The sequence below is a fragment of the Chitinophaga sp. genome (assembly GCF_036569125.1).
Classification (GTDB): Bacteria; Bacteroidota; Bacteroidia; order Chitinophagales; family Chitinophagaceae; genus Chitinophaga.
On the sequence record NZ_DATCRF010000824.1, the window covers coordinates 1 to 9183 of the forward strand.

Genomic DNA, 9183 nt, shown 5'->3' on the forward strand with positions numbered 1-9183 from the left:
GCATACTACCCCCCGGGAGTTTATTCACCTGTTTGCCCCTCACGAGGATACCATAGATGATTGTGGCTATAAAGGCAACGCATTCTCCATTCAGCATAAACACTGTGAATTTCTGCAGATAGGCGTAGAGCCTTATGAGCAGATCACTTTCCATTACGAAGCGCCTTCACAGCCCGTAACCTGGGTATATACCTTACCGCATATACCCACCGTGGTACGGCTGCGCTTTGCAGATGCCTCCCTCCGCGCACCCCCGGCAAAAGTTTGCTAATAGTTTCCCTTACTAACAGCAATGGCTAAACGGCTATTGGCTGCTCACATTATCCTTTATCATTTTATTTTATCAGAAGATATTATGCAAACTTTGCGTGTACTTATTGCCGGATTATTATGCTTGGTCATACCAGGATTTTTATTTGCCCATACTGCCACCGACGCCAACGATAATACGCTCAGCGGTAAAGTGGTGGATAAATCCAGCCACACTGCCTTACCCGGCGCCACCATTTATTTCCCGGACCTGCATGTAGGCGCTTCCGCCGATGCACAGGGTAACTACAACATTAAAAACCTTCCCAAAGGAAGGTTCCTGGTAGAAGTGCATTACATAGGTTATGCTGCCTTTACTACCACCGTGATCATTAATGGCGCCACAACACATGATTTTGAGCTGGCTGAAACATTGATAGAAAAGAACGAGGTTGTGATCACAGGTGTTAACATGGCCACTTCTGTAAAGCAGAACCCAACGCCCATCAGCGTGATCCGCAAGGAATATTTAGACCAGCAGATCTCTACCAACATCATTGACGCCATTTCCAAAATACCAGGTGTGAACCAGGTAACTACCGGCCCCGCTATTTCCAAACCTTTTATCCGCGGCCTGGGCTATAACCGGGTAGTGGTGGTGGGAGACGGTATCCGCCAGGAAGGCCAGCAGTGGGGCGATGAGCATGGCATTGAAATAGACGATTACAACGTTAGCAAAATAGAAGTATTAAAAGGCCCTGCCTCTTTAGCATATGGGTCTGATGCGTTAGCCGGTGTGGTGAATATTGTGCCGCCCACATTGTTGCCGGAAGGCCGTATTAAAGGCAATGTAGCAGCCAATTATCTTACCAACAACGGGCAGGTATCTTACCACGCCGACCTGGCAGGCAACCAGAACGGTTTTAACTGGAGCGTATACGGCACCCAGAAATGGGCGCATGACTACAAGAACAAGTATGATGATTACGTATTTAACTCCCGCTTTAATAACACCAACTACGGCGCCAGCATTGGCTTAAACAAACAATGGGGCTACTCCCGCTTAAGCTACACCTCTTTTAATCAGAACTTAGGACTGGTAGAGGGCGACCGTGATGAGCAGGGACGTTTTATTCAGCCCGTGAATGTGAATGGTACGGAAGAGGAAGCGGTGGCCACTAATTTCAAATCTTACAGCATGAACGTGCCCAAACAAAAGATCAACCACCAGAAGCTGGTATGGGATAATAACCTGTACCTGAACAATGGCGGGCGTTTGGGCCTTACCCTGGGATACCAGTATAACCAGCGCCGTGAGTTTGGTAATGTACTGGCGCCTGATGAACCGGAATTACACCTGCAGCTGAAAACATTTAACTACAACCTTAAATACTTTTTCCCGGAAATGGCCGGCTGGCAAACATCCGTGGGCGTAAACGGCATGCAGCAGAATAATCATATTTCCGGTGATGAGTTCCTGATACCGGCATATGACCTGTTCGACTTCGGCGCCTTTGCCATTACCCGCAAAACCTTTAATAAGCTAACCTTAAGCGGAGGCCTGCGTTTTGATACGCGTTCCCTGAACGGAAAACCTTTGTACCTGGATGAGAACGGCGCGCCAACCGGTGCACCCAAAGACGGTGGTTCTACCAAATTCGCTAAGTTCGACCGTAACTTTTCCAACGTATCCGGCAGCGTAGGTATAAGCTATGAAGCTTCTGATAAAGTAACGCTGAAGCTGAATGCAGCCCGTGGTTTCCGTGCACCTAATATCGCAGAGCTGGCGGCAAACGGCGTACATGAAGGCACTATTAAATATGAATACGGCAACGCGGATCTGAAGCCTGAGGTAAGCACCCAGGGCGATGCCGGTGTGGATTTCAACACACAGCACGTGTCCATCGGAGCCAGCGTATTTTACAATCATATCACCAATTTCATTTACTCCCGCAAGCTGCTGAATACAGCAGGGGCAGATTCTATCCCGGCAACGGATAATGACGAAGGTTTCAGCGCCTTTAAGTACCAGCAAAATACAGCTAACCTGTATGGCGGAGAGCTGTCGCTGGACATTCACCCGCATCCCATTGACTGGCTGCATTTTGAGAACACCTTCTCATATGTGCGCGCAGTGGCCAGCAATGGTACCGATTCAACCAAATACCTGCCCAATATACCGGCAGGCCGCTGGTTAAGTGAGCTGCGGGGCAATTTCAAAAAAGTGGGCGGTTGCCTGCGCAATGCCTATGCAGGCGTGCAAATGGATCTGAACCTGGATCAGAATAACGTATTCAGCGCTTATGAAACGGAAACGCCTACTAAGGGGTATACCTTATTGAATGCACATCTGGGTGCAGATATCGTAAATAAGAACAGTAAAACGCTGTTCTCCCTGCACTTTGCAGTGAATAATATTGGCGATGTGGCTTACCAGAGCCATTTGAGCCGCCTTAAATATGCGCCGGAGAATGAAGCTACCGGCCGTATGGGGGTATTTAACATGGGCCGCACCTTTAGCGTAAAAGTAGCGGTGCCCATTGACTTTAAGTAATGATTTCTAATGTGTTCACTCTTTATTACACGGCCCGGGCTTTTGCCCGGGCCGCTTTTTTATACAATATTTATTTGAGGGGTCATATTTGCATATTATATTTGCATGTTGTTATTTTTTAATATATCCCTGTAACTATTTATGAAAACTGTTTTACGTTTAGTTTTGTTAGTCCTGATAGTGTATGCTGTTGGTGCATGTTCCAAGTTGGATGATGTATTGCAGCCACCTCCTGTTAACACAGATACTACAAAAGAAGACACTACGCATGTGGACACGGTAAAATTACATTTGCTCACATCGCAGGTTTGGCGTTACTATGAGTACTTTGATGATTACAGTGAAGCCGGCGCACAGCTCGTGTGGAAGGCAGGAAAATCAAACAGCTCATGGAATTTATCTAAGAACCAGGTTAAATTCAACTCAGACGGATCTTATTGGGAAATAGACGAGAATGGTGTCAAATATAACGGTACCTGGTCATTCCAGAACGATAGCACCCAGGTAAAAGTGGTGAACTCCGTAGGTACTTTTCTTTCTGAGATCAAAGTATTATCCGCCGATAAATACGAATGGCTGGGCCTTGGCGGAGAAACCGGTCATTATGGGATCTTAATGCATGAGTTCCCGGTTATTGATCCGGTGTTGGACACTGCTGCGCTTATACAATACCTGTCGGCCCACACCTGGAAATATGAAGAGTATTTTCTGAAATACAATGCTGCCGCTACCAGCCTGGTATGGAAGATCGGCAAGCCTAATAGCACGCTGCCCTTAGCTAATACCACCGCTAAGTTTAATGCAGACGGCACTACCAAAGAAACCGATGAAAAGGGTACGGTGCTTTATGGCACCTGGCGTATGCAGAACAACAATACGGAGATAGTAGTATCCAACGCTGTTGGTACCTTTACCTCCAAAATAAAAGTGTTAAACAGCAACAGGTTTGAATGGAACAGGAAAGATGATAGCTACTACTATTTTGGTTCGATGGTACCGAAGGAGTAAATGTCTTTTTTGATATGTCATATTTACATATTACCTTTGTATAGGTTTAATTCATAATGCATATATAAACGATATATATTACATCTATTGTTATAGCGGAGGTTCTGTAGTGGGGCCTCCCTTTTTTTTATAAACGGTACGCCCCGGTATTGTATGCTAGCCCCTGCTATCCTATTTTTGTTTGAACACCAAAAGTTATCCAATGCAAAAGCAGCTCATGTTGATCTGTACCTTCCTGGTACAGTTGTTTTCGTTTTCCTATGCCGCAGATAAAGGACGGATCCACATTATTCCCGAACCGGTGGATGTAAAAGAACTGCCCGGGGAATTTGTGCTGGATAATACCACTACGCTGGTTGTAAGCGGCGCTGATAAACAATTGCCCGGCACTGCACAATGGTTTGCAGACCAGGTAGCTGCGGCTACCGGTTTTCGCCTGCAGCAGCAAAAAACAGCCGGGCAGGGTAAAAGCATTCGCCTGGAGCTGAATGCCAAAGCCAACACCACCACGGGCCAGGAAGGCTACACCCTGTCTGTAAATAATAACCAGGTAACATTACGCGCCAATACAGCCGCCGGTATCTTTTATGGCCTGCAAACCTTATTGCAGCTGTTGCCGCCTGATATAGCAGGTGATAAAGTAGTGAACCGCAGCTGGACCATTCCCAATACAGAGATCACAGATTACCCGCGCTTTGGCTGGCGTGGCCTGATGCTGGATGTAAGCCGCCACTTCTTCACCAAAGAGGAAGTAAAACGTTATATAGATGAAATGGTGAAATACAAATACAACGTTTTTCACTGGCACCTGAGCGATGATAATGGCTGGCGCATTGAAATAAAAAGCCTGCCGCAGCTTACACAAAAAGGCGCCTGGCGTGTGGAGCGCGTAGGCCGCTGGGGACAGTTTGCCCCCGCCCAGCCGGGAGAAGCCACCCCCTATGGTGGTTTTTATACGCAGGATGATATTAAGGAAGTGATCAAATATGCACAGGACCGCTATGTAACCATACTGCCGGAAATAGATGTGCCGGCACATAGCCTGTCCATGATCACGGCCATGCCCAACCTTTCCTGCACCCAGCTGCAATACAGTGTAGGCCCCGGCGACAGCCTGCGTAAAAGGAACGATAATGTGCTGTGTATTGGCAACGATTCCGTTTACCAGGTGCTGGATAAAGTATTTACAGAGATCGCAGCCCTGTTCCCCGGCAAATACATTCATGTGGGTGGAGATGAGGCCTTTAAAGGTTTCTGGGACAAATGCCCCAAATGCCACCAGCGCATGGAAAAAGAGCACCTGAAAGATGTGAATGAGCTGCAAAGCTATTTTGTAAAACGCATGGAAAAAATGTTGCTGAGCAAAGGTAAAAAGCTGATAGGCTGGGATGAGATCCTGGAAGGCGGCCTGGCTCCGGAAGCTACAGTAATGAGCTGGCGCGGTATGAAAGGAGGGATAGAGGCCGCCCGCATGAACCATCACGTGGTAATGACGCCCTGGGATTTCTGCTACCTGGACCTGTACCAGGGAGAGCAGGCCGCAGAACCGCCAACCTACGGTATTTGCCGCCTTACTGATTCTTATAATTACGATCCTGTTCCGGACAGTGTAGATGAAAAATTCATCCTGGGCGGACAAGGCAACCTATGGACGGAATCTGTTGCCAACCTGCGCCATGCTGAATATATGACCTGGCCCCGTTCCCTGGCTTTGTCAGAAGTATACTGGAGCCCGAAATCCAAACGTAACTGGGATAGTTTTGTAGAGCGGCTGGAAGCGCAGTACCCGCGCCTGGATGCCGCGCATATCAAGTATGCACGCAGCGCCTACAATACCATTGCTATTCCTGCGCGCGATGGCAACGGTGAGCTTACCGTACGCCTGACCACTGAAGTAAAAGGATTGGATATTTATTACACTTTTGATAATTCAGACCCGGATACTTTTTACCCGCATTATAAAGAGGGTGAATCCCTGAAGTTCCCCAAAGGGGCCGCACAAATAACGGTGATCACCTACCGGGATGGAAAGCCCATTGGCGACCAGTTTGCCATTAAAAAGGAAGATCTTGAAAAACGTCTGCTGGAAGGCCACCACGTGTATTAAGTAAAAAATAAAAAGCAAAAATTAAAAGGGTGCTATGTAAGTAAAAAAGTAAAAAGCAAAAATTAAAAAAGTATCATATGCTCTGAATGCTTGTGCATGTGTAGTACCCTTTTAAATTTTTGCTTTTTACTTTTTTATTTTCTCCGCGTCTTCGTCATAATATACAAAGAAGTAAAGGTATATGACCCGGCTGATGCGCATGAGCCAGGGTTGAAAGATCAGCAGAATGAACCCGTTCAGCCCCAGCCATATAAATACACTATTATCCTTCCAGGATATACCGAAGAACACCCAGTACCATATCAGGTTAAATACAGAGAAAGCCACTGCCAGCGCATAGCTCACATAACCGGTACCAAACCAGAAACCGGTTTCCAGCTCAAACTTCTGGTTGCATACCGGACAATGATCGTACATGTTAAAGATCCTGGAAAAGCGCCAGTGAAAAGGATTCCGGTCCCTGTACATAGGGCCTTTCCGGCAGTGCGGGCACTTCATAGATAACAGGCTCAGGAAATAATTAGGGCGCTTTTTCTTCATCCTGCAAAGGTAAGAATTTAATGTGCAGATGTGCAGATATGCAAATGTGCAGATGAGGACGCAATTACAAGCCTGTCAGCATATCTATTCTATGTTACATGCACATGAATTAAAACAGCACTCACCAGCACATTAGCATATCAGCACATTAACACATTCCAATCCATCTGCACATCTGCATATTTGCACATCCGCACATCTACACCGTTTCCAGCGTTTTCCTTTCCCCGATCTGCTGCCGCCACATGGCGTAATACAAGCCTTTCTCAGACAGCAGGCTGGCATGCGTGCCGGTTTCAATGATATGCCCTTTTTCCAGCACATAGATACGGTCTGCATGCATAATGGTGGAAAGCCGGTGTGCGATCATCACCGTAATATGTTCCCGGCTGGCGGTTACCTGCCGTACGGTTTGGCTGATCTCTTCTTCTGTAAGCGAATCCAGGGCAGAGGTAGCCTCGTCAAACACCAGCAGGCGCGGGTGGCGCAACAGGGCGCGTGCTATGGATAAACGTTGTTTTTCACCGCCGGATATTTTAATACCACCTTCACCGATCACCGTATCAATCCCGTTATCTGCACGGGCCAGCAGGGTTTGGCAGGATGCCTTCTGCAGCACTTCCATGATCTGCTCGTCTGTAGCACGCGGGTTCACAAACAGCAGGTTCTCTTTAATACTGCCGGAAAACAGCTGCGTATCCTGGGTTACAAAACCTATCTGGTGGCGCAATGCTTCTATGTCTATTTTCGTACTATCTACACCGTTATACAGTATCTTCCCTTCCATGGGTTTATATAACCCTACCAGCAGCTTTACCAGCGTGGTTTTGCCGGAGCCGGAAGGGCCTACAAAAGCAATGGTCTCGCCCACATTCACCCGGAAGTTAATATCGTCCAGCGCTTTGTTGGCAGCCGTTAAGTGTTTAAAACCAACACGGTCAAACACCAGCTCATCTACCTTGGTCATGGGAACAGGTTGTGCCGGCATAACCTCTACCGGTGTTTCCAGTATGCTCTGGAAGTTCAGCAGCGATACCTGTGCTTCACGGTAGGCCAGTATAATATTGCCCAGCTCCTGCAAAGGACCAAAAATGAAGAAAGAATATAATTGCAATGTAAACAGCTGGCCTACTGTTACAGTACCGGGGTACAGCAGGTACAACAGCAGGAACAGGATGCTTTGCCGCAGCAGGTTTACAAAGGTGCCCTGCACAAAGCTGATGCTGCGGATGGTGCGTACTTTCTTCAGCTCCAGCATTAATATTTTAATGGTGGTGGAGTTTAGCCGCCGTATTTCCTGCTGCGTAAGCCCCAGGCTTTTTACCAGCTCAATGTTACGCAGTGATTCTGTGGTAGAACCGGCCAGCATGGTGGTTTCCTTCACAATGGTTTTCTGAACGATCTTTATTTTCCGGCTCAGTACATTCATCAGGGTACCTAATAAGATACAGCCGCCAAAATATACAAACACCAGCGACCAGTGCACCGTAAAAGCATATACCATTACAAACACAACACCTACCAGTGAGGTGAACAGTACGTTGATGAAAGAGGTAATGAACTTCTCAGAATCTGTACGCACTTTTTGCAGTACGGCTAATGTTTCACCACTGCGCTGATCTTCAAACTGTTGATAGGGCAGGCGCAGGGAATGCCGTAACCCGTCCGTATACACAGAGGCGCCGAACTTCTGAATGATCACATTCACAAAATAATCCTGGAATGCTTTGGCAATGCGCGATACCATGGCTACGCCGATACCTGCCAGCAACAGCCACAATACGCCGTTCAGGTAAGCCGGCATGCCGCGGGGTACACTTGCCCCGTCAATCTTTTCACTTTGTGGGTGAGAGGCAAAACGGTCAATGATCTTCCCAAAAATATATGGGTCCAGTAATGAGAACAGCTGGTTGATGGTGGCCAATAGCAATGCCAGCATAATCAGCCATTTATAGCTTTTTAAATAATGCAGAAATAGCTTCATGTAGTTTTAATATTGAGTTTTAGAAGGCGCAAAGCGGATATTGGTAATATAGTTTTATGGTCGTACAGCGTGCAAAGATACGATAAAACGGCGTTATTACATGTTGCAACATCTTTTTGAGAGGTGTCAATTTTACGTAAAAAATGGTAACTTAATAGTAACATTCCACTTATGAAACCGTGAGGTTCCATCTGCCCCCTGCCATCTTACTACAGATGCAACCACAAGGTTCCGCCCGACCTTAACCTTTAAATCTTAACGGATGAAAACGTATGATGAGAAACACATTAAGAACATCGTACTGTTAGGCGCCGCCAAAAGCGGAAAAACGACCCTCAGCGAGACCATGTTATATGAAGCCGGCATTATCCACAAACGCGGAACAGTAGAAGAAGCCAATACAGTATCCGATTACCACGAAATAGAATATGAAAGGGGCAGCTCCGTATACGCCACCTGCCTGCACACCGAATGGCGTGATTATAAGATCAATATTATAGACACACCCGGGCTGGAAGACTTCATAGGTGAGGTAATTGCCTCCATCCGCGTATGTGATACCGCGCTGTTGCTGCTGCATGCGCAATATGGTGTGGAAGTAGGTACAGAGCTTATCTGGGATTATGTAGATAAATACCGTAAACCTACTATACTGGCCGTAAACCACCTGGACAACGAAGAAGCCAATTTCAACAAAGTGGTAGACGATGCCCGCCGTACCCTGGGCCCGGCTGTAACTAT

The 9183-nt window shown here is 47.0% G+C and carries 7 protein-coding genes; 5 read left to right on the forward strand and 2 right to left on the reverse strand.

Annotation, left to right across the window (positions count from 1 at the left end; genetic code table 11):
* The 4 genes from VIM87_RS30365 to VIM87_RS30380 form a co-directional block, all read left to right on the forward strand.
* A partial coding sequence (locus tag VIM87_RS30365; protein ID WP_332000615.1) for a hypothetical protein occupies positions 1–271 on the forward strand: 271 nt, incomplete at its 5' end.
* Positions 272–394: 123 nt separating this feature from the next.
* On the forward strand, positions 395–2803 hold the full coding sequence (locus tag VIM87_RS30370; RefSeq protein WP_332000616.1) for a TonB-dependent receptor: 2409 nt from the start codon (positions 395–397) through the stop codon (positions 2801–2803).
* A 141-nt stretch (positions 2804–2944) separates the two neighbouring features.
* Positions 2945–3811, forward strand: a complete 867-nt coding sequence (locus tag VIM87_RS30375) for a hypothetical protein (RefSeq protein WP_332000617.1) — start codon at positions 2945–2947, stop codon at positions 3809–3811.
* A 202-nt stretch (positions 3812–4013) separates the two neighbouring features.
* Positions 4014–5918 carry a beta-N-acetylhexosaminidase gene (locus VIM87_RS30380; protein WP_332000618.1) on the forward strand — a complete coding sequence of 635 codons (1905 nt, stop codon included), beginning with the start codon at positions 4014–4016 and terminating at the stop codon, positions 5916–5918.
* Between the two features lie 126 nt (positions 5919–6044).
* Here the strand turns inward: VIM87_RS30380 and VIM87_RS30385 are convergent, their stop codons facing one another.
* On the reverse strand, positions 6045–6458 hold the full coding sequence (locus VIM87_RS30385) for a DUF983 domain-containing protein (protein WP_332000619.1): 414 nt from the start codon (positions 6456–6458) through the stop codon (positions 6045–6047).
* 199 nt (positions 6459–6657) lie between these two features.
* Positions 6658–8442 (reverse strand): ABC transporter ATP-binding protein, encoded by a 1785-nt coding sequence (locus VIM87_RS30390; RefSeq protein WP_332000620.1) that lies wholly within the window; start codon positions 8440–8442, stop codon positions 6658–6660.
* A 262-nt stretch (positions 8443–8704) separates the two neighbouring features.
* Between VIM87_RS30390 and VIM87_RS30395 the strand changes: the two genes are divergently transcribed.
* Positions 8705–9183 (forward strand): GTP-binding protein (locus VIM87_RS30395; RefSeq protein ID WP_332000621.1); only part of this gene is annotated, 479 nt, incomplete at its 3' end.

What these genes read in the sequence shown, in the direction of transcription:
- VIM87_RS30375 (WP_332000617.1), top strand. Translation starts at nt 2,945, where the DNA reads ATGAAAACTGTTTTACGTTTAGTTTTGTTAGTCCTGATAGTGTATGCT.
- VIM87_RS30380 (WP_332000618.1), top strand. Translation starts at nt 4,014, where the DNA reads ATGCAAAAGCAGCTCATGTTGATCTGTACCTTCCTGGTACAGTTGTTT.
- VIM87_RS30385 (WP_332000619.1), bottom strand. Translation starts at nt 6,458, where the DNA reads ATGAAGAAAAAGCGCCCTAATTATTTCCTGAGCCTGTTATCTATGAAG.
- VIM87_RS30390 (WP_332000620.1), bottom strand. Translation starts at nt 8,442, where the DNA reads ATGAAGCTATTTCTGCATTATTTAAAAAGCTATAAATGGCTGATTATG.